Origin of the sequence: Alkalibacterium putridalgicola (assembly GCF_040959045.1) — a bacterium.
GTDB lineage: Bacteria > Bacillota > Bacilli > Lactobacillales > Carnobacteriaceae_A > Alkalibacterium > Alkalibacterium putridalgicola.
Genome location: NZ_CP162615.1, coordinates 2,056,168 through 2,076,999 on the forward strand (window position 1 = coordinate 2,056,168; position 20,832 = coordinate 2,076,999).

General features: G+C 43.4%; 18 protein-coding genes. 4 read left to right on the top strand and 14 right to left on the bottom strand.

Annotated features, from left to right (window positions below):
- Positions 1-843 precede the first annotated feature (843 nt).
- Both prfB and secA read right to left on the bottom strand, forming a co-directional pair.
- Positions 844-1,948, bottom strand: a protein-coding gene (prfB, locus tag AB4027_RS09795; RefSeq protein WP_177165494.1) for a peptide chain release factor 2 whose coding sequence is annotated in 2 segments (ribosomal slippage) — positions 844-1,884 and positions 1,886-1,948 — 1,104 coding nt in all. Because the reading frame shifts where the segments join, the coding sequence is not laid out codon by codon here.
- Between the two features lie 67 nt (positions 1,949-2,015).
- Positions 2,016-4,478: a preprotein translocase subunit SecA gene (secA, locus tag AB4027_RS09800; RefSeq protein ID WP_091488293.1), complete on the bottom strand. Its 2,463-nt coding sequence runs from the start codon at positions 4,476-4,478 to the stop codon at positions 2,016-2,018.
- 224 nt (positions 4,479-4,702) lie between these two features.
- Here secA and AB4027_RS09805 point away from each other — a divergent pair, with 224 nt between their 5' ends.
- On the top strand, positions 4,703-5,338 hold the full coding sequence (locus AB4027_RS09805) for a histidine phosphatase family protein (RefSeq protein WP_368645197.1): 636 nt from the start codon (positions 4,703-4,705) through the stop codon (positions 5,336-5,338).
- 361 nt (positions 5,339-5,699) lie between these two features.
- On the opposite strand, the gene raiA is transcribed toward AB4027_RS09805, so the two are convergent.
- The 4 genes from raiA to AB4027_RS09825 form a co-directional block, all read right to left on the bottom strand.
- Positions 5,700-6,266 (bottom strand): ribosome-associated translation inhibitor RaiA, encoded by a 567-nt coding sequence (gene raiA, locus AB4027_RS09810; protein ID WP_091488290.1) that lies wholly within the window; start codon positions 6,264-6,266, stop codon positions 5,700-5,702.
- Positions 6,267-6,416: 150 nt separating this feature from the next.
- Positions 6,417-6,905 (bottom strand): ComF family protein, encoded by a 489-nt coding sequence (locus AB4027_RS09815; protein ID WP_368645198.1) that lies wholly within the window; start codon positions 6,903-6,905, stop codon positions 6,417-6,419.
- Positions 6,906-7,105: 200 nt separating this feature from the next.
- Complete coding sequence (locus AB4027_RS09820) at positions 7,106-8,455, bottom strand: DEAD/DEAH box helicase (protein WP_368645199.1); 1,350 nt, start codon at positions 8,453-8,455, stop codon at positions 7,106-7,108.
- A 127-nt stretch (positions 8,456-8,582) separates the two neighbouring features.
- Positions 8,583-9,440, bottom strand: a complete 858-nt coding sequence (locus tag AB4027_RS09825) for a DegV family protein (protein ID WP_368645200.1) — start codon at positions 9,438-9,440, stop codon at positions 8,583-8,585.
- A gap of 104 nt (positions 9,441-9,544) precedes the next feature.
- On the opposite strand from AB4027_RS09825, the gene AB4027_RS09830 reads away from it, so the two are divergent.
- Both AB4027_RS09830 and AB4027_RS09835 read left to right on the top strand, forming a co-directional pair.
- Entirely contained in the window at positions 9,545-10,180 is a 636-nt protein-coding gene (locus tag AB4027_RS09830) for a YigZ family protein (RefSeq protein WP_368645201.1), read from the top strand.
- A 166-nt stretch (positions 10,181-10,346) separates the two neighbouring features.
- On the top strand, positions 10,347-11,375 hold the full coding sequence (locus AB4027_RS09835; RefSeq protein WP_368645202.1) for an LCP family protein: 1,029 nt from the start codon (positions 10,347-10,349) through the stop codon (positions 11,373-11,375).
- A gap of 75 nt (positions 11,376-11,450) precedes the next feature.
- Here AB4027_RS09835 and AB4027_RS09840 read toward each other — a convergent pair whose 3' ends face one another.
- Positions 11,451-12,530: a glycosyltransferase family 4 protein gene (locus tag AB4027_RS09840; RefSeq protein ID WP_368646425.1), complete on the bottom strand. Its 1,080-nt coding sequence runs from the start codon at positions 12,528-12,530 to the stop codon at positions 11,451-11,453.
- Between the two features lie 145 nt (positions 12,531-12,675).
- On the opposite strand from AB4027_RS09840, the gene AB4027_RS09845 reads away from it, so the two are divergent.
- Positions 12,676-13,713, top strand: a complete 1,038-nt coding sequence (locus AB4027_RS09845; RefSeq protein WP_368645203.1) for an LCP family protein — start codon at positions 12,676-12,678, stop codon at positions 13,711-13,713.
- A 79-nt stretch (positions 13,714-13,792) separates the two neighbouring features.
- Here the strand turns inward: AB4027_RS09845 and AB4027_RS09850 are convergent, their stop codons facing one another.
- The 7 genes from AB4027_RS09850 to AB4027_RS09880 form a co-directional block, all read right to left on the bottom strand.
- Entirely contained in the window at positions 13,793-14,506 is a 714-nt protein-coding gene (locus AB4027_RS09850) for a GntR family transcriptional regulator (protein WP_368645204.1), read from the bottom strand.
- Positions 14,507-14,541: 35 nt separating this feature from the next.
- Positions 14,542-15,240, bottom strand: coding sequence for a glucosamine-6-phosphate deaminase (locus tag AB4027_RS09855; protein WP_368646426.1), 699 nt, complete (start codon positions 15,238-15,240; stop codon positions 14,542-14,544).
- A gap of 10 nt (positions 15,241-15,250) precedes the next feature.
- Positions 15,251-16,387: an N-acetylglucosamine-6-phosphate deacetylase gene (gene nagA / locus AB4027_RS09860; RefSeq protein WP_368645205.1), complete on the bottom strand. Its 1,137-nt coding sequence runs from the start codon at positions 16,385-16,387 to the stop codon at positions 15,251-15,253.
- A gap of 93 nt (positions 16,388-16,480) precedes the next feature.
- Positions 16,481-17,308, bottom strand: a complete 828-nt coding sequence (gene nadE, locus AB4027_RS09865) for an ammonia-dependent NAD(+) synthetase (RefSeq protein WP_091488340.1) — start codon at positions 17,306-17,308, stop codon at positions 16,481-16,483.
- A 46-nt stretch (positions 17,309-17,354) separates the two neighbouring features.
- Positions 17,355-18,836 (bottom strand): nicotinate phosphoribosyltransferase, encoded by a 1,482-nt coding sequence (locus AB4027_RS09870; RefSeq protein ID WP_368645206.1) that lies wholly within the window; start codon positions 18,834-18,836, stop codon positions 17,355-17,357.
- Between the two features lie 134 nt (positions 18,837-18,970).
- On the bottom strand, positions 18,971-20,068 hold the full coding sequence (locus AB4027_RS09875) for a glycosyltransferase family 4 protein (RefSeq protein WP_091488275.1): 1,098 nt from the start codon (positions 20,066-20,068) through the stop codon (positions 18,971-18,973).
- The gene (locus tag AB4027_RS09880) at positions 20,065-20,802 is read right to left on the bottom strand and encodes a WecB/TagA/CpsF family glycosyltransferase (RefSeq protein ID WP_091488274.1); all 738 of its coding nucleotides are present in this window, start codon (positions 20,800-20,802) and stop codon (positions 20,065-20,067) included. Before AB4027_RS09880 ends, AB4027_RS09875 begins: the two co-directional genes overlap by 4 nt.
- Positions 20,803-20,832 lie beyond the last annotated feature (30 nt).

Here is a 20,832-nt window from a genome sequence, read left to right on the forward strand (position 1 = left end):
AAATCATTCGAGTCGTTGAAATCAATATATGGTCAATTTGCTGAAAAACTTCTATCTGATGCTCAAATTGTTATAAGAACAGGCTGTATGGCCCACACACATTTTGATGATTACAGCAAAGTCACGATATAGAGGCTTTTTTTGAATATTACAAGACGCCGCATAGCCCCTTCGTCTATGTCTGAAATGTGACAGAATGTGATTTGTTTCTCAAAAAGACGAGGAGCTGGAGTTTTATTTTTCCCTGAACGGTTCAAAGACCCCAGTAACCACCGGTCGACTTATACTGTTTATGATGTGGTTCAGGTGATTTGCTCTCATGCGAGTTTAGTGACATGTTTCTGTCTCATTGCGTTCAGAATCATGTTCTAATATCCGTTTAGTGACATGTTTCTGTCTCATTGCGTTCAGAATCATGTTCTAATACTGGTTTAGTGACATGTTTCTTCTACTTTGCATTCAAATACTTGTTCTAATCCCTGTTTAGTGACACGTTTCTGCCACTTTGCATTCAAAAACATGTTCTAATCCCCGTTTAGTAACACGTTTCTGCCACTTTGCATTCAAAAACATGTTCTAATCCCGGTTTAGTGACATGTTTCTATCTCCTTACACTCAATAACTTGTGCCATCCCTGTTCTGTCTGTGAAACACTTACATTTATCCAGTACCAGTGACGGATAAAGAAAACGGCATGACCCGCTTCACTTTAATTTAGTGATTTTAATCTCTACATGGGAAAGAGGCTGGGGATTTTGTCCCAACCTCTTTCGACATTTTATAAAAGCATATAGTACTAAGCTTATTTCTTTCCTTGGAGTTCACTCTAAACTAGTTCAGCTACTACCGGTTCATCGTGAGTCTTAAATAGGCATCGATGAATGGATCGATATCCCCGTCCATGACTGCATCCACATTCCCTGTCTCTTCATCTGTCCGATGGTCCTTGACCATAGAATAAGGATGAAAGACATAAGATCTGATTTGAGAACCCCAGCCGATTTCTTTCTGTTCGCCTCTGATCTCAGCCATTTCCTGTTCTTTCTCTTCCATTTCCTTTTGATAAAGCTTGGCTTTCATCATGTTCATTGCCTGCTCTTTATTCGCAGTTTGTGAACGGCCAGCCTGACTGGAAGTGACGAATCCCGTCTCTTTGTGTGTGATACGTACGGCGGAGTCTGTCTTGTTGACATGCTGTCCACCGGCGCCACTTGCACGGAATGTGTCGACACGGATATCGTCAGGATTTATTTCAATGTCGATCTCATCGTTGATTTCAGGGATCACATCGATGGAGACAAATGAGGTGTGGCGTCTTCCACTTGAATCAAAAGGCGAGATACGAACCAGACGGTGAACACCTTTTTCTGCCTTCAATAATCCATAGGCATTCATCCCTTTGACCAGTATCGTCACACTCTTGATGCCCGCTTCGTCTCCGCTCTGATAATCCAAAACTTCATATGAGAAGCCTCTCTTTTCTATCCAGCGTGTATACATACGGTAGAGCATTTCACCCCAGTCCTGCGATTCCGTCCCGCCGGCTCCCGGATGCAGTTCTACGATCGCATTATTTTTATCATAGGGTTCACTCAAGAGTAAGTCCAATTCAAACTGATTGATCGTCTGGTCAAGCTCTGTTAAATTCGATTCGATCTCAGAGCGGACGTCTTCATCATCTTCATCCCGCAGCATATCCAACAGAATAGACGTCTCTTCAATGATTTCTTCCATCTTATTGAACGTCTGATAGACATCTTTTTTTTCGTTGGCTTCTTGAATGATTTTCTGAGCCTTTTCCTGATTGTCCCAGAAAGTGGGGTCAGCCATCATATGATCGAATTCAGCTATGTCTGTTTCCAGTTTTTCTAAGTCAAAGAGACCCCCTAAAGTCTTCAACTTTTGTTCTGGCTTCATTTAATTTATTTGTCATTTCACTTATTTCCATATTGCCCCTCCATTTTACATAGCGGAAAAGGAACAGATAAGCTATCCGTTCCTTTTCCAGGTTTTTATTATCCCATGCGTGTATGTGTCTTTTCGTCATGAGAAAATGTTGGTTTTTCCGACTTGCGTTTCACTTGTTTTTTATCCGAGCTTGGTGTAGCTTGTTCGCGCTGAAGGTTTTGTCTGATCTGAGATTTCATCAGCAGACGGGTAACATCGTGTTCGATCTCCCCGATCATTTCCTCAAACAGTGTGAAGCCTTCCTGCTGGTATTCAGTTAGCGGGTTGAACTGGCCATAAGAACGCAGGCCGATCCCCTGTCTCAACTGATCCATCTGGTCGATATGATCTGTCCATTTTCTGTCAACGACACGCAGAACGACAACTTTTTCAAATTCAAGAACCTGTTCTTTCCCATTTAACTGAGATGTTTTTTCTTCGTAATTGGCCAGTGACAGATCAACGAGAAGTTTTTCGATCTGGTCGGCTGATTTGCCTTTCAAGTCTTCTACACTCAAATCCTCAGGGTGCACAAGTGTCGTGTGCGCAAAGTCTTCGATATGGTCCAGATTCCATTTAGACGAATCTTCCTGCTGTGTATTCAGCTGAACATAACGCTGGATCGTACGCTTGATCATAGGCACGGTCACGTAATTCAGTGATTCTGTCTCCATGATAACTTCCTGACGCTGAGAATAGATCACTTCACGCTGTTCACGCATGACGTCATCATATTTCAGAACGTTACGACGGGTATCATAGTTGTTACCCTCAACACGTTTCTGGGCAGATTCCACTTGGCGACTGATCATACGGCTTTGGATGACAGCATCATCTTCAGCGATTTTCAGCTGCTCAAGAACCATTCGGATACGTTCGGAACCAAAACGTTTCATCAGATCATCTTCAAGTGATAGATAGAACTGAGAAACACCAGGATCTCCCTGTCGACCGGATCGTCCCCTCAACTGATTATCGATACGACGGGATTCGTGACGTTCTGTACCGATAACTGCCAGACCACCCAGTTCTTTCACACCAGGGCCTAGTTTGATGTCAGTACCACGACCGGCCATGTTGGTAGCGATCGTTACAGCTCCAGGCTGCCCGGCGTTAACGACGATTTCTGCTTCACGGAAATTATTTTTCGCATTCAGCACTTCATGAGGAATGCCTTCTTTTTTCAACAAATCACTGATCAGTTCAGAAGTCTCGACAGCTACTGTACCTACAAGAATAGGCTGGCCTTTGGCATGACGTTCTTTGATGTCCGATACCACAGCGTTGAACTTGCTTTCAAGCGTTGGATAAAGCAGATCATCACGGTCATCACGGATCAGTGGACGGTTCGTTGGAATAGCAATAACGTTCATGTTGTAGATTTCTCTGAATTCTTCTTCTTCCGTTTTAGCTGTACCCGTCATCCCGGACAGTTTTTTATACATACGGAAATAGTTCTGGAAGGTGATCGTTGCCATCGTCTTGGATTCTTTCTGGATCTCGACGTTTTCTTTCGCTTCGATCGCCTGATGCAGTCCATCTGAATAGCGGCGGCCTTCCATGATACGACCGGTAAACTGGTCAACGATTTTAACTGCATTATCGTCGACAACATAATCGATATCGCGCAGCATAATGTAGTTGGCACGCAGCGACTGGTCCAGGTGATGCACAAGAGCCTGGTTGCCGATATCATACAAGTTCGGTACGTGGAAAGTACGTTCAGCCTTTTCGATACCTTCTTCTGTCAAGGAGATCGATTTAGATGACAGATCGATCGTATAGTCTTCTTCTTCTTTCAGTCCTTTGACAAAGAAATCACAGCGTGTATAGAAAGACGTGGATTTATTGGCTTGTCCTGAGATGATCAGCGGTGTACGGGCTTCATCGATCAGGATAGAGTCGACCTCATCCAGGATCGCAAAGTTCAAGGGACGCTGAACCATTTGTTCTTTATATACAACCATGTTGTCTCTTAGATAATCAAACCCAAGTTCATTATTCGTTGAATAGGTAATGTCACACAGGTAAGCTTCTCTTTTCTCGGCAGACGTCTTGGCGTTAAGGTTCAGACCAACAGTCAGTCCCATCCATCTGTAAAGTTCGCCCATCTCTTCCGCGTCACGTGTGGCCAGGTAATCATTGACCGTGACGACGTGTGCACCTTCACCGGCGATGGCATTCAGGTAAACAGGCATCGTGGCTGTCAGGGTCTTTCCCTCACCTGTTTTCATCTCGGAAATATTGCCTTCATGTAAGGAGATGCCACCCATAAGCTGTACTCTGAATGGATAAAGTCCCAGCACACGGCGTGCAGCTTCTCTCACTGTAGCAAAGGCTTCAACAAGCAGGTCGTCAAGTGTTTCCCCTTCAGCATAGCGCTTTTTAAATGCTTCTGTTTTAGCTTTCAACTCATCGTCCGTCAAAGCTTCCATTTCACTGCCTAATGCTTCGATTTTATCGGCGATTCTACCATATCTTTTCAATACTTTTTTATCGTTTTCAAATATCCTCTTTAATAAGTGAGCCATGAATGTAAATCTCCTCTATTGTTTCATTTCTACTACTATACTTCTCGAATTTCTCATACTGTATTATCATACCATTATTAAAGGGCAAATAAAAGGCCTCTTAATACATATATACCCGAAGTTAATAGAACTCCTGTGTCCTGCAGACAATAGAGGGAAAGGGTTTTCAAACGATGGCTTATCTATGTTAAAATCGACCTATAATAATACTAAGGAGACGAGTTATGCAGCGCTTATTTTTTGTCCGACATGGAAAAACAGAGTTGAATCAGGGGAATTATGTTCAAGGAGGAGGCATCGATTCTCCTTTACTGGAAGAAAGCCGGAAAGATGCTGGAAAGACAGGTGAATTCTTGAATACTGAAGGCATCAGACATGTCATTGTCAGTCCCCAGGAGCGTGCCGTACAAACAGCTGAACTGATCACAAAAGAATTCACATTATCTAATACCGTAGATTTCGTTGAGGACTTTAAAGAAATGATGTATGGTGACTGGGAAGGTTTACTGATTCCAGACATTGAGAAACAGTATCCCACACTTTTCCATCACTTGAGGAAACAGCCGGAATTATATGATCCAAAAACGATCAGTGGTGAGACCTATGAACAGCTGACAGCTAGAGGTAGAAAAACGATACAGGACGCTATTGCTGAGTATCCCGAAGAAGATATCCTCTTTGTGGGGCACAGTATCCTGATCATGTGCACAGTGCTTTCTCTGCTGGGAAAAGGTGTGGAAGATTACCGGTCATTCCCACCGCTCAATAACACCAGCATCACCATACTGAACCGCGAAGACGGTCATTTCACCCTGGAAAAGTGGAACGGCACTGAACACTTGGAAGAAACAAATGAATGAATACAGACCAAAATAGAGGCCGGCTCAAATGTTCCCGGCCTTTTTATCTTTTTTGAAATTGTTAGAAAGTGAGAACATTCTGATGATCGATTTCGTTGCATAACAACTACTTCCTAGCAGCAGATCATTGTATCAACTGGTCACTATAAGGGTGTTGAGACTCCTTCCTGAAGAATCACAGCCTAAACTGGTCACTAAACGGCTTTTGTGACTACTTTAAGTGAATGGACGTCATTGAACTAGTCACAATTCCGATGGACGGAGATTATACTTTAGCTAAACGCAGGAAAGAGGGTGGGACTTTTTGTCCCACCCTCTTTCCATTCATATATCAGTATAAATACCACAGGTTCTTGACGATCTAATCTGTTTCGATCAATCCATATTTGCCGTCATTACGCTTGTAGACGATGCTTGTTCCATTTGTATCTGCATCTTCAAAGATAAAGAAGTTATGTCCAAGCATATCCATCTGCAGGACGGCTTCTTCTGCATCCATCGGTTTCAGGCTCAAACGTTTCGTACGGACGATCGCAGCGCTTAAGTCCTCTTCATCACCTTCGATATTAAGGTCAGCCCACAAGTCATTATCGACAGGCTGTGGTGCGTCGACGCCTTGTGAACGACGGTTCTTACGGTTGATTTTTGTTTTATATTTTCTCATTTGACGTTCCAGTTTGTCGACGACCAAGTCGACGCTTCCATATAAATCTGGGGAAGTTTCCTCTGCACGTAAAACCACATAAGGCAGTGGGATAGTGACTTCAACTTTTGCCGTTTTATCAGAGTATGTTTTCAGATTAACATGTGCATTGGCTTCCGGCACATCGTTAAAGTATTTCTCTATCTTTCCGACTTTCTTCTCTACGTACTCTCTTATGGCTTGAGTCACCTCAATGTTTTCTCCTCTAACATTGTATCTAAGCATAATACTTCACCCTTCCAAATCTAGTATAGTCTTAATCATAACACACTGACCAGGACCATCTCTAAGCAAAACTACTATGTTTGCTTAAATTAATTATACATGATAGCGTTTGCTTTCTCAATCAAAGTACACTTATAAAAATGATTAAGATCATCTGAACAAAGAGAACGTTTGAATGCTTCTGGGAGAACAACTTCTCAGGGCATCAGCAGCATGAAAAACTGTCCGCCCCGTTGTATAGAGATCATCCACCAGTATGACAGAGTAACCTTCAAGTTCTGGTATCTCCTTGCTATTCAGAGAGAACGGCTGAGTCATTTCCATCCGTTCGCCCCTATTTTTCCTGGCCTGTTTTTCGCCTTTACCAATGTGACTCAATGCTTTTATATACGGTAGTCCGGCACTCTCCAGCAGCAGTTCCACCTGATTGAATCCTCTTGCTGTCCGGCTCTTTTCACTGGTAGGGATCGGTACGATAACAGACTGCTTCAGCTTGGATTTGAAATATGTTTGCAGCTCACAGGCAAAGAGCAGGGAAAGCTCACAGTCCCCCATGATTTTATATTTTTCCATGTATTCTTTTGCAAAGCTGTTATAGTAAAACAGACTTTCGTGCTTGAACGGATAGTCGGGGTACATCTTTTTCCACCTCAGACAATCAAGACACTGTTCTTTTTCCGACAGTTTGCAGCAGCTGATACATTTATTCCCTGAATCAGCCACAGCTTTCAGAAGCTGACGGCATCCACTGCAAAGATGAGTATGAAGTGGCTTCTCATAAAATATCTGTGAAAAAGTCACGGATGTCTCGATCGCTCCCTGACACCACAGACACCTGTTCACTGAATCAGCCCTCGGCAGCGCGCCAGATCATTCATCCTTCTGATTTGTTTGAGTGCCCGTTTCATCGCCTTCGTCCAGCCCTGATGATACAAAGTGACGTGTCCATCCGGGTGTTCTTTTGAACGACCGGCTCTCCCTGAAATCTGCACTAAAGCAGCTTCAGTATAAACTGTGTGATCTGCACACCACACGATCACATCTATATCATCAAATGTCACACCCCGTTCAAGAATGGTCGTGGTGGCGAGAAAATCAAGTTTCCCCTTACGCATATTCAGCACTTTTTCTTTGCGCTGGTCATCTTTTGAGTGAACGCATTCAAAGGACACATCTTTGAATACATTCTGAAAGATCAGTCTCATCTTTTCCATCATAGCTATGGTGGGAATAAAAAGGAGGAATCTCTTTTTCTGTCCGATAAGCACTAGCATATGCCGGATGAGTATCGTATTTTCAGCATACCTGTTACCAAGGATATCGTTCTTGTGATATATAGCCTTGGGTACCGGTAAGGCAAACCCATGATAGCGTGCCGGCAGGATCACTGCCTCTATCTGTTTGTTTTTGATCCGCTTTTGCATGAGCTTATCTGGAGTGGCCGTTAAATAGATCTGACACGATGGGTTTCGGCGGGCTTTTTCTGCTGCAAAGAGCAGAGCCTTGTTCATATAAAAAGGAAAGGCATCCACTTCATCTATGATCAGGATATCGAAAGCCGCTTCGAACCGATACAGCTGATGTGCCGTGGCAATGACAAGCTGTGTATACACGTAGCTCTCTTCTGCTCCACCGTATAAAACAGCTAAAGGGACATCAGGAAAGGCCTCTTGGATACGCGGAGCCAGCTCCAGACAGACATCGACTCGGGGAGAAGCTATACAGACACGCTTGTTGGATTCAAGAGCTTCCTGGATGCCGCGAAAGAGCATTTCCGTTTTACCAGCTCCCGCGACGGCCCAGAGGATCGTTTCTTTACAGCTGTGTATACTTTCTATGACCTTATCTGATGCGTCACTTTGCTGGGCTGACAGCTGACCTTCCCATTTGAGACAGGGCTTATCAAAGGATACAAACTGGCGTGGATCGATCATGGTGTATAATTTGGCGCATTCTCTCACTTTTCCCATGCCAATGCACTCCCGGCAATATAGACAAACTCCCCCGCAGGTGCAGGGATAGCCTCTGGTCAAGGTCGACACAGTGGAGCATCTGGCACACACACGTTCACCTTTTACAGTCATGAAGGCCGGCTTTGTAATCACTTTCCCCATATTCTCATCTGTCAGTGAAAACGGCAGCTCTTCTTTCAGCAGACTTCTGCCGTAAACCAATGATTCTTTCGTCATTCTTTTCCACTCCTTAATACATTCGTTACTCTATATATTTACAAACGCGAGGAAAAATGACTTTTTTTTTTAAAAAAAAGCACCAGATAACTGGCACTTTTAATAATCGATATAAAATAATAGCGTGTTATAGTCTGTTGATATCCATAGTCCATGACATCCCTACAGCACCTTCCCCAGTGTGTACACCGACGACGGGTCCCAGAAAGCTTGATGTAAACCGGACATCAGGAAACTTGTCTTCCATCTGTTCTTTAAAAGCCTCGGCTTCATTTTCACAATAGGCATGAACGATCGTGGCAACGATCGGATAATCCATTTCTCTAACTGATTCTTCAAGCAGCGATTCGATTTTTTTCAATGCTTTCTTTTTTGTTCTGATCTTATCGTAGGCGATGATTTCTCCGCCTCTGAATGTCAGAACAGGCTTGATTTTCAAAGCTGTTGCTACACCACCTGCCACTCGGGACAATCGCCCGCCTTTGATCAGGTTGGTCAAATCATCGACAACAAAGTAGATGGCTGTTTCTTTTTTGATTTTATCCAGCTGTTCAATGATCTCATTCACTGAGTGGTTCTCTCTTGCCAGTTTTGCAGCTGCTTTGACTAGAAAAGCCTGACCTGCACCGGCCATTTCCGAATCATAAGGATAAACATTCAGACCTTCCATTGTTTTAGCCACACTGTAAGCGTTCTGGAACGTACCTGAAATCCGGCTGGAAAGATGGATACTGATCACTGCATCATACTCTTTTTCCAGTTCCTGATAAAGCGTAGTCAGTTCCCCTACGGTCGGTTGAGAACTAGTCGGAAGCTGTTCTGATTCTCTCACCATTTTAAAGAAATCATCCGATGTGATATCCACTTCTTCTTTATAGACTTCATTTTTGAAAATAACTGATAATGGGACCATATAAACGTTGTCCTGTTCATATTCTTCCCTGTTTAAGTAAGCTGTACTATCTGTTACAATAGCTATACGCATTTTTTCACCTCGCTTCCAAAAGAGTTAACCTGGTAATCACCTTTACACTATAGCATGTTTCTTATTATACACCAACATAAAGACGATTTGAAAGGGACTATAAAATGAAAAATTATCGAACAATTAAAGAATACGGTTCTCATGAACTGATCATAAAAAAATCCCGATTCATCTGCACCCTTAGACGAACTGAATCTGAAGATGAGGCACAGGCCTTTATCGAAGAAATGAAAAAAGAACATTGGAAAGCCAATCATAACTGTTCAGCCTACTTGATCGGTGAAAACAACCATATTCAGCGTGCCTCCGATGATGGAGAACCCAGTGGCACTGCCGGTGTACCGATGCTGGAAGTGCTGAAAAAAAGGCGCCTTCAGAATGTGACAGCTGTCGTGACTCGCTATTTCGGCGGTACGAAACTGGGGACCGGGGGACTGATCCGGGCATACGGACAGGTGACAAGTGAGGCCCTGAACCATATCGGCATCGTCGAGAAGCAGCTTCAGCAGTTTGTAGCAGTGACTGTTTCTTATCCTGTCAGTGGAAAGCTTCAAAACAGACTGGAAGAATCAGCTTATACCATACACTCAACCGACTACACTGCGGAGGTTACCTTTCATTGTCTGATTCCTGCTGATAAAACAGATATTTTCAAAAGAGAAATCATCGAATGGACAAGCGCACAGGCAGCCTTTCAAGTTGGTGCAAAAGCCTGGATCGAAGTCCCTGTTGAAAAATGAGCCTGAGTCAAAGTGGCAGAAGACTCGGGTCCCTTGATCAGGATTTGGCTCCTGATCAAGGAATCGTTCACTCAGTATGTCTTCATGCATTGACAAGTGTCCGATTTACCATAATAATAGTAATGAATAACAAGGTGTTTCAACTTATCTTAAAGGAGTAACTCACGTGTCTAAATATAAAAAGCAGTCTGATCCGTCCCGTACAAACAATTATAAGAAAAAAAGAAAAGAGCGTATTATTTTAAGCATCCTGATCCCGCTTTTCACCCTGATCCTCATTGGTGCTGTCTATCTTGCCAGACTTTTTGCTACAGTGGAAAATGAAATCGACGCCTCTTTTGCAGAAATCGAGCGCCAGCAACCCGTTGAAAAAGTCAATCCGATAGACGAACCTGTTTCGTTCCTGTTTCTTGGAGTAGACAATAATGAAGACCGGCAGCTTGGCTCGACCCGTGCCGATTCGATCATTTATGCGACGCTTAATCCGACAACACACGAAATGAATATGGTTTCCATTCCTAGAGATACTTTCGTTCCCATCATCAACAAAGGAACGACCCTCCGTTATGACCGGATAAATTCCGCTTATGCTGTCGGGGAAGAGAGCGCCATGGTACAGACTGTTGAAGAATGGCTGGATGTTCCTATACATTATTATGCGACTTTCAATTTTGCCGCTTTTCTTGATATCATAGATGAACTTGGTGGTATCGAAATGAATGTTCCGGTAGCTATCAATGAGATGAATTCTGATGATCAGACGGGGTCCATTAAACTTGAGCCCGGCTATCAGACATTGAACGGAGAAGAAGCACTTGCCCTTGCGAGAACTCGTAAAATCGACAATGACGTCAAGCGTGGAGAACGTCAGCAGCTGATCATTGAGGCCATCATCAGAAAAGCACTGAATTTTGAATCGATTACGAAGTACACAGGCATCGCTGAAACTGTCGGAAGCAATATGCAGACGAATATGCGCTTGAAGGATATGACTGCTATTGCTCAGACGGGATTGAACGATTCTTTTTCCATCTCGACCCACATCTTTGAATGGTCGAGTTTTACTGAACGGGGAATGGATCTTGTCCGTATCCAGCCAGACAGCTTTGAGGCCATTCAAACCGAATTGAAAAATACTTTAAATAAGGCTAATGATTCAACCGGTTCAGCTCGATCTGATGATACCGCCTCATAAGTACACACAGCATCGGCAAATATAAAAGACCTCTCGTATCGTCTGGATAACGATACGAGAGGTCTTTAACTATGTTCACTTATTGAGCTTCTTGGTAAACCGTTTTAATGTATTGAGGATCGGCCGCTTGTCCTCACCTACCAGACCGATGATTTCCACAAACAGAAGGATGCCGACGATGACGAAGATCGTAAGGAGAACAGAACCAAGCAGCGTGGAGAAATTATATAGCAGCGCTATGATCGAAAAGATAACAGACACACTGTAAATGGCCAGCACTGTCTGTCTGTGTGACATACCGAGGGTCATAAGACGATGATGGATATGACTTTTATCAGCCACGACAATAGATTGTTTATTCACTTTTCTTCGAATCATGGCAAACAGAGTGTCCGTAATAGGGATCCCCATAATGATAATGGGCAGGACCAGCGAGATCAATGTGGCATTTTTCAAACCCTGGAGTGAGAACACGCCTATCATGAAACCTAAAAACAAGGCTCCCGTATCTCCTAGAAAAACACTGGCCGGATAAAAGTTATAGGGCCAGAAACCAGCAATAGCCGCCACTAAAATAAAAATCATGACTGAAACAGAAACTTCTTCAATAGTCAGGAAGAAAAAACCAATGATCCCCATAGTAGTCAAAGCGATCACAGATATCCCGCTGGCCAGACCGTCCAGTCCATCGATCAAATTGATGGCATTCGTAAAACTGATGATCCACAGAATAGTTAAAGGAAGCTGTAATATACCGAATGACAAGGTCCCAAAGTAAGGAAAAGTCATTGTCTGCAAGGCCACATCCCCCAGAAAATACATTAATGCTGCTGCCGAAACAATACCAAGTAATTTAAGGACGGGAGACAATTCAAATATGTCGTCGATGACACCAGTAATGACAATAATCGTAGATGCAATAAATAAGGGGATCAATTGACTGTCCGGGATGGGCAGCAGAAAAAAAGCCGCCAGATAAAAGGACAGGTAAATGATTATCCCACCCATTGTCGGCATTCTTTTTTCATGGATTCTTCGTTCTTTAGGTTCAGGATCGTCTATGATACCCCACTTATGTGCCAGCCAAGTAAAGACTGGAGTAAGGATCAGGGACGTGATCATAGTAAAAATACTTACGAGGAGTACAACGAACATATCAAACATAATCATTCTCTTTTCATGCTGTTTTGCACTCATTATAGCATTCTAAACTTTCAAAATACAATTGCATTTACCCTGTAACTAGATTAAACTTATAAAAGATAAATCCTATCAGTCACCCTTTAGAAAAGAGGTCCATATGAGATCAGACAAACACATAAATAAAGCAGAAAAAGTAAAGCGTTTAAAAGGCGTAGCCTTGGGCTTAGGCCTACTCATCTTTCTGGTTATCGGCGTCATCGCCGGCTACTACGCAAATGAAGTCAGAGTGTTCTTAAACGACGTCAATGAAGAGACACCTGACGAGTTGAGAGATACAAGTGAACAGGATGAATCTCTGCGTGAACTCCACCCGATCTCCTTCCTGATTTTAGGTCTGGATGCAGAAGGTGCAGGAGAATCGAGACGTTCAGATTCCATTATGGTCGCCACTGTCAATCCTGATAAAGAATCGACAAAAATCATCTCGATTCCCAGAGATACCTTGATCACTCTACCAGACAGCAATACCCAGGAAAAATTCAATGCTGTTTATCCTGAAGTGGGCATTAAAGGGCTGATTGATTTTGTAGAAGATTACCTGACGATCCCTATTTCGTTTTATGCCACATTGAATTTTGAAGGTCTTGTTGATCTGGTGGATGCTGTTGGCGGCATCACTGTAGATGCTCCCTTCTCGTTCACGGTCCAGGACAGTGAAGAGACCGCGGATGCTATCGTTATCGAAGAAGGTATACAGGAACTGGATGGCGAAGAAGCCCTCGGCTATGCACGGATGAGAAAACAGGATCCCAGAGGTGATTTCGGCAGACAAGAGCGACAGCGTGAGGTGATCGCTGCGGTCGTCGATGAATTAGCCTCGATCAATTCAGTCACGAATTTCACAGACATCCTTGATGCCATCGGACAAAACCTTCAGACAAACATGTCCGGTCAGCAGATGATGACAGTCGCAACAAACTACAGACCGGCTGCAAATACGATCGAATCAGTCGTTCTTTCAGGTGAAGCTTCTTATGAGTATATCGAACGATACAATCAGGAGCTTTACGTCTGGAATCCCTACGATGAATCTCTGGAAGAGGCACGCAGCACTCTGCGTGAACATCTGGAACTGGATGAAGGAACCGAGCCGGAAGATATAGAAAATCCGGAAGATTTGCTGGACGAAGACTAGATAAAAAAGAATGTCACTTCTCTAAAAATCTGACTGGAGCAAAACAGCCCAGTCAGCTTGGATAGAAAAGTGACATTTTTTAGTTGCTTTTTGCTTCTAAAAAAAACTCATAGCGTGACCCGACGTACTGGGCCCTGACATATTCGAACGGGTTTTCCTCTTGAGTATAGCTGACTTGTTTCAGTCTGAGGATCGGAGCCTCACGTTTCACATTCAGCATATCGGCAACCTGTTCTGATGCCCATGTAGCCGATATGATCTGCTCCGCTCGGGCAACATGGTAGCCTCTATCGGAAAGAGACTGATAGAGGTGCTGTTTCAGTTCATCTTTATTGATATCACTCACGATATGATAAGGAATCGTTGCCACTTCAAAACATATCGGTTGGTCATCCGCAAAGCGTATGCGTTCCATAACAAGCACTTCTTCATTCTGACCTATTTTAAGTTTCTCCGATTCACTCTCGCTTGCATACTTAGTGTAGAAAGAAACCAGCTTACTTGATGGCGTTTTCCCCAGTCGTTCGATCGTTTCGGTAAAACTTGGGATACCACTCAGCTTTTCACGGACTTTGTCAGAGGCTACAAATGTCCCAGCCCCCTGTTTCCTTTCAAGCAGTCCTTCTTCCACCAGGGAACTCACTGCTTGCCTCGCTGTCATGCGGCTGACATTGAAATCAGCTGCAAGTGCCCGTTCAGAAGGGATCTTCTGCCCTTTGCTCCATTCATTTGACATTACTTTCTGTCTCAGCTTATTATGCATTGCAATGTATACAGGTACTTTTTTTGACATGGTCTGTCCTTCCTAAAAATGAATTAGCAGGCTGCTTATAACTGGCTGGCAGCTTCTTCATCCACAATAATAACAACATCCGGATGCTTCTGGAGGATACTGGCAGGAACGTCTTCTGATACAGGACCGTTCACGGTCTTTTCGATAGCTTCTGCTTTATTCTTTCCATAGGCCATCAGAATGATTTTTTTAGCGGCCATGATCGATGCTATCCCCATGGAGTATGCATAGTCAGGAACCTCGTCTTCAGATTCAAAGTAGCGTTTGTTTGCCTGGATGGTATCTTCAGTCAGTTTTATTTTATGTGTTTTTGTATCGAATGGCGTGCCCGGCTCGTTGAAACCGATGTGCGCATTCGTTCCGATACCTAAAATTTGTACATCGATCGGATTTTTTTCAAGGATCTCATCGTAACGTTCATTTTCATCTTCTTCAGTAGCCAGTCCGTCGGGAATATGCGTTTCTTTAAAAGGCTTGTCATTGAAGAGCTGTTCCTTCATAAAGTGTTCGTAGCTTTGCGGATGATCCGCTTCTAAACCGATATATTCATCCAAATTTACAGCTATTTTATCTGAAAAATCCAGATCGCTTTCCCTCAGTTCTTTATAAAGCATTTCCGGCGTGCTGCCGGTTGCCAGTCCGAAAACTTCAGCCCCTTCTTCCAAGGCCTCTTTTATCAGTCGGTAGGCTACTTTGCCGCCTTCTTCTTTATTTTTCACCACTTCGATTTTGATGTTGGATGAATTAGTTGAATGCATGGATATTTCCTCCTAAAATGGTTTCTTGCAGTTTATGATCTTTATCCAAAATGACCATATCGGCATCAAAGTTCGGATTCAATTCTCCCTTGGTGGTCAAGTTGAATTCTTTTGCCTGATTATATGAACTCATTTTCACTGCTTCAAGCATGGAACACTCAGTAAATGTCATCATATTGTTGAAAGCATCGATAAAGGTCAAGACACTACCGGCCAGAGATCCGTTGCTTAGTCGGGCTTGTTTGTCTTTGACGATCACTTTCTGTCCGCCTAATTCGCTCTCACCTTCTGGGCTTCCTTTTGCACGCATGGAATCCGTGATCAGCTCGATACCCTCGGCACCTTTTGCTTTGTAAGCAAGTTTCACCATTTCCTTGGAAATGTGGTGACCATCAACGATCATTTCAACCTTTACATTGTCTTCCAGCAGGCCGAAACCGCTGACGCCTATTTCTCTGTGATGCAGTCCCAGTTGACCGTTAAACAGATGCGTAATGTGCGTAGCTCCTGATTCTTTCAGCTGTTCATAAGTTGCCCCGGAGTGTCCCGCAGACAATATAATATCATTTTCCTGACAATAGGTCTCGAAATCTTTCACATCACCTGTTTCAGGCGCATAAGTGATGAGACGGATACGTTCACCGCTCAGTTTCTGCCATTTTTCCAACGTGTCGAGCTGGGCGGGCCGAATAAATTCTTCCGGCTGAGCGCCTTTGAAATCTTTTGAAATGAAAGGACCTTCAACATGGATGCCCTGGATCATCGGATTCATCTGTGCTGCTTCATTGATTGCTTTCAATGACGCTTCAATATTTTCATCAGACTGGGTCATAGTCGTCGGGAAGTAGGATGTGATCCCCTCCTCCAGCATTTTATAAGTCATGTCGCTTATTTTTTTTGGATCCGCATCCATATTATCTATACCGTAGCCACCATGACTATGAACATCGATAAAGCCGGGGATGATGTAATTTCCTTTAAGATCCGACTCCTCTTCGTCTATCTTTTTTTCATAGTGCTCCATTTTACCTACATCCAGGATCTCATTGGAGAATCGGATAAAGCCATTTTCGATTTCTCCTTCACCCGTGAATATATGTGCGTTAATGTATACTTTAATCAAAAGTGTTCCTCCTTTTTATTCTATAACTGAAAACCAGTTTCTCCGACATGAACAAGTCTCCATTCTCTTTTTAAGAGCATGGAGACCGTCTTTTTATTTCCAGAACTCGTCAAAAACCGTTACTGGCAAGTGACGCTTATGCCGTGTCTGCAGATACCACTGTTCTATTTTTTTTGCTGACTCTTCTGAAATTTCTTTTCCTTCAAGGTAATCGTCGATGTCGTGGTAAGTCACACCCAAAGCGACTTCGTCTGCAATACCGGGTTTATCACTTTCCAGATCGGCTGTCGGTACTTTTTCAACTAAATGTTCCGGTGCATTCAATTCGATCAGTAACTGTTTCCCTTGTCTTTTATTCAAACGGAAAAGCGGATTGATATCCGTTCCACCATCACCGTATTTTGTATAGAAACCAGTTACAGATTCAGCAGAATGGTCAGTTCCTAACACGACCCCGCTCGTATCCCCGGCTATGGCATATTGAATGATCATCCGTTCACGCGCTTTGATATTTCCTTTATTGAAGTCGCTCAAAGTCAGCAGATTCGCTTCCACACTCTTTTCAGTGGCGTCGACTGAAGGCTTGATATCTACGCGCATCACTTTATCTGGCTGCATCCATTCGATCGCATCCATCGCATCTGCTTCATCCGCCTGCACGCCATAAGGTAGACGAACGGCTATAAACAGATAATCCTGGTTCCCTGTTTCTTCCCGCAGTTCTTCGACTGCCATTTGAGCCAGTTTCCCAAGCAGGGTCGAATCCTGTCCGCCGGATATTCCCAGAACAAATGATTTCAGGAACGGATGCTTCTTCATATAGGCTTTCATGAAATCGATCGATCGTCGAATTTCTTTTTCAGGATCGATCGTCGGTGAAACGTGCATTTCTTCTACTATTTTTTTCTGTAAATCAGATATCATATCTTATCTACTCTCCTCTATAATTGACATTTAAAGTCAGGGCTTAAAAAATAGACTGATCATTCGGCTGGTCTTTAGCTATCTCTTTGAACAATTTGATTGTTTCCACTTTTGCATCGTAGAGTTTCTGTGACAAATCAACAGGATAAGGTTCCGGATTTAAAAGTCGTTTATGTTCTTCCCATTGTTCAGAAAGACTATCCTTGGCATACGCTTTGATTTCTTCAAGCGTAGGCATATCATAGACAAGCTGGCCGTCAACAATAATATCATGCAGCAGTGGTCGTGCCTGGAAATCATCCAGCGTTTTATTTATATACGTGTACTGGGGATGGAACATGAATAACTCATCTTGAAGATCAGGTCTTTCTTCATAAAGAGTGATGTAATCCCCTTCAGGTTTTTTGTTATCATGTGACCGGATCCGCCAGACCTGTTTTTTGCCGGGTGTCGTGATCTTTGACGCATTAGCGGTCAGCTTCAGGGTCGGGTACATTGTTTCGTTTTTACCTTCAACCGATACGATTTTGTAGACAGCACCCAGTGCGGGCTGATCAAACGCCGTGATCATCTTGGTACCCACTCCCCAGACATCGATTTTTGCCCCCTGCATTTTAAGGTTCAAAATCGTTTCTGCATCTAAATCATTAGAGACATATATCTTTGCATCAGGGAATCCTGCCTGATCCAGCTGTTGTCTCACGCGTTTTGACAAGTAAGATAAGTCACCGGAATCGAGCCTTACACCAAGAAAATTGATTTTATCTCCCATTTCTCTTGCTACCCGTATGGCATTGGGAACACCTGAGTCCAGAGTATGGTACGTGTCCACTAAAAACACACAATCCTTATGGGTTTCAGCATAGGCCTTAAATGCCTGATACTCATCTCTGTAGGCCTGGACGAGCGCATGCGCATGCGTACCTGAAGCCGGTATCCCGAATATTTTACCGGCTCTCGTGTTGCTTGTCGCATCACACCCGCCTATATAAGTCGCCCGTGCTCCCCAATGGGCTGCGTCAAATTCCTGAGCGCGTCTGGCCCCGAATTCCAGGACAGGATCATCTCCAGCTGCACTCTTGATTTGTGAAGCTTTCGTGGCAATGAGTGTCTGAAAGTTGATGATATTGAGCAAAGCTGTTTCGATCAGCTGACAGTCTGCAATGGGCCCTTCTACCTGGATAAGCGGTTCATCAGCGAAAGCAACTTCCCCTTCTCTAAATGCACGGATCGTCCCTTTAAACTTCCAATTTTCTAAGTACATTAAGAAGTCTTCAGGAAACTCTTTTACTTCTCTTAAGTATTGGATATCCGATTCACTGAAGGAGAGGTTCTTAACATAATCAACGACTCTTTCCAGTCCCGCAAAGATAGTGTAGCCGATATCGAAAGGATTATTCCGGTAATACACTTCAAAAACAGCTGTATTTAAATGGTTCCCTTTTTTCCAGTAGGTGTAGATCATATTCAGTTCATAGAAATCAGTATGCAATGCCATGCTGTCATCTGCATAGGTCTGTAACATCTTTTTTCCTCCTCATTATAAGGTGTCTCTGTATTGAAGTATATCATAATTCACGCTTCCCTGCGTCGATTCTGACAGAAGTATGCGCATACATATCATATAAAAAAACAAAACACCGGAAATAGAAACTTTCTCTATTTCCGGTGTTCTGCCATGATTTCATTATAAAAAACAAGGACAGACTGAGACTGTTTTTCTATTGAAAAACGCGAGGCAAAGGTTCGCAGGTGATGACCCTTTATACTTAACTGATCTTTTTTCCAAAGGTCATAAGCTTCTGACAGAGCGTCCTTCAATGCATCCGCATCTCCGGGAGCAACAAGCCAGCCCATACTGGCATCTCTGATCACTTCTCTGACATCTCCCACATCCGTTGCAATGACGGGCGTCTTTTCATCCGCTGCTTCCAACAGGATCATCGGAAAGCCTTCGCTCAAAGACGGTAATATAAAAACATCCGCCTCCCGTAACGCTTCCCTTATCTCAGCACCTGACAGCCATCCTTTAAAGTTGAGATGGTCCATAAGATCGTATGCTTCACCTTTTCTCTTTAATGCATTCATCTCTTCTCCGTCTCCACAAATGTCCCACTGCCAGTTCTGTTCTGTGAACTCACTTAGAGCATCCATGAGAACGTCGTACCCTTTTATTTTAGTTAACCTTCCCACCGTGACAAGGGTAAACCTTTTCTGACTGACAGATGCGGATCGTTCCTTGGAGTCAGAAAATCGGATACCATTATGTATGACTTTGATGCAGCAGGCTGGTATGCCCTGTGACTTTAAAAATGTGCTGATTTCATGCGAAACAGTGATAATGCCATCTGCTCGCTTAAATGTCTTCAAATGGATGAGTTCAAACATCTTGCCCATGGATCCACGGTCTTTGAAATCAAGCAGAGGGTGACTGTGCACAGTTATTACCCACTTGACAGTCAAAAAAGGAGAAAGGAATGCCATAAGGCTGTTGGCACGCGGTCCATGTGTATGAAGGATCGTATAGTCCTGTTTCAAGATGAACCTTCTCAATTGGTACAGGACAGACAAATCAAACCGGTTCTTCTGTTCAAAAACGTAGACGCTGACCCCCGCTTCGCGCGCCGCCTGAGCAACCGGTCCTTCTTCAAAAACGATCAAATCGATCTGTTCAGCTTTCAGCTTCTCAAGCAGCGAAACGATGTGTACGAGCCCGCCGCCAAATTCATTTCCTGCATTGATATGTGCAATTTTCATTGAACTTTATCCTTTTTCTTCTGTCTATAGATTTCCTGAAGGAATTTTGGCAGAACGGACATGCGTTTGTACCTTGATGGCTGTTTGATGAGTCTATAAAGCCACTCAACATGAAAGTACTGCACGAGTTTAGGGGCCCGTTTCGTTTTGCCCGACAGGACATCAAAACTCCCCCCTACACCCACAGCGATACCATGGTCAACTTGACTGAGATAGTTACTGATCCATTTCTCCTGCCTTGGAAACCCGAAGGCGACGAATATCATGTCAGGCTCGGTCTTCTTGACTTTTTTGATCATTTCAGGATCGGCATGATTGAAATAGCCATGGTGATAGCCGGCAATCTTAATGTCAGGCCATTTTTTCTTTACTTCTGAGATCGTCAGTTCAATGATTTCTTCTTCTGCGCCTATAAAGTAGACGTTCTTTTTTTCCAGATCAGCGATTTCCAGAAGACCCAGCATCAGTTCAAATCCCGGTACCCGCTCTTTGATCGGCGTACCCAGCGCATGAGAAGCTTTTACGATGCCAATACCGTCTGGAGCAATGAAATCTGCCTGCATCAGCAATTGATAGTAATCTGGATTGTCTCGTGCATACATCACTATCTCAGGATTGGCGGTCACTAAAAACGTTTTCTGTCCTGTGTTCAGTCGTTCATATAGTGCTTTCAGAAATTCTTTACGTGTCATATTATCAAAGGGAATACCCAGAATCGTCACTTTGCTATTCATTATTCGTTCATCCATTCTACTGGCTTTCTA